The following is a 985-nucleotide window of genomic DNA, read 5'->3' on the forward strand; positions in this document are numbered from 1 at the left end:
ACTGGGTATCAGATCGAAGTTCAGATGGTCGTACTCGTCGGCTTCGATCACGATTTCTGAAAGACTAGTATCGTGCGTGCGCGGATTGTCGACGAGGACGTCGAGCAGGTTCTCGTCATCGGTGACTAGTGTGTTGGGGAGTTCGTTCTTCGGGCTTGATGGATCGTTGTCGTCGCCTGGACCTAGTCCAAGCCCTTTCGTCATGTCGGCTTGTGGGTCCATATCGATTGCAAGAACATCGTGGTCGCGAGTGGCCAGCGCCGCGGCACTGTTGATCGTCGCCGTTGTTTTTCCTGTCCCGCCTTTTTGATTGCCGAAGGCGATCGTGGGGATGCCAGTCGATGGGGTGACGCCCCATCCACGAGGTGTCTCAGCCATGGTTCGATCATTGAATCAATGACTCATAAATCCATGTCAGACACTCAGTTGTATCTCTCTCAATGCTATTCTGCCGAACATCGTCGTTTGATGGGCTGAGGGGCGCAATCCTCTCTTTTTGAGTACTATCTTTGAGTCATTGACTCAATGAGTCACGAAATCAGTACTTCACTGATTCATTGATTCAATGATCTCGTGATGCGAGTCTCGTGTTCCTGAGGCCACAATTCAATACTTCAGGTACTCACTGATTCAGTGACTCAATGAATCTATGAGTCAGGGACTCTATGCCCTCCATGACGCTAAGCAACTCAGTGAATCATGGACTCTTTGATCTCCTGCTCCCGGCATACAATACTTCATGGAATCTGTGACTCAGTGATTCATTGACTCAGCTTTGAACGTTGAAGTAGGATCGTGACGTAGGCGGTAGCGAACACGGATGATGCCGATTACGGACTTCTTGTCGTGCACGCGTGTATTCGACGAGTTCGAGTCGCTGTCACCCGCACAACGTCAGCACGCGAAAACCTACGCCACAGGTCTTGTTGCGGCCAGCAACAAGACCGTGGCAGGCATCGCACGCGAAGTCCTTCCAGCTGGAGAC

General features: G+C 51.4%; 1 protein-coding gene and 1 pseudogene. One reads left to right on the top strand and one right to left on the bottom strand.

Annotated elements, in window-relative coordinates; translation table 11 throughout:
* Positions 1-378 (bottom strand): ParA family protein (locus C457_RS00030; RefSeq protein WP_008090854.1); only part of this gene is annotated, 378 nt, incomplete at its 3' end.
* Positions 379-820: 442 nt separating this feature from the next.
* Here C457_RS00030 and C457_RS19940 point away from each other — a divergent pair.
* Positions 821-985 (top strand): annotated as a pseudogene (locus C457_RS19940) (IS701 family transposase); the annotation flags it as partial.

This window comes from Haloferax prahovense DSM 18310, assembly GCF_000336815.1.
Taxonomy (GTDB): Archaea; Halobacteriota; Halobacteria; order Halobacteriales; family Haloferacaceae; genus Haloferax; species Haloferax prahovense.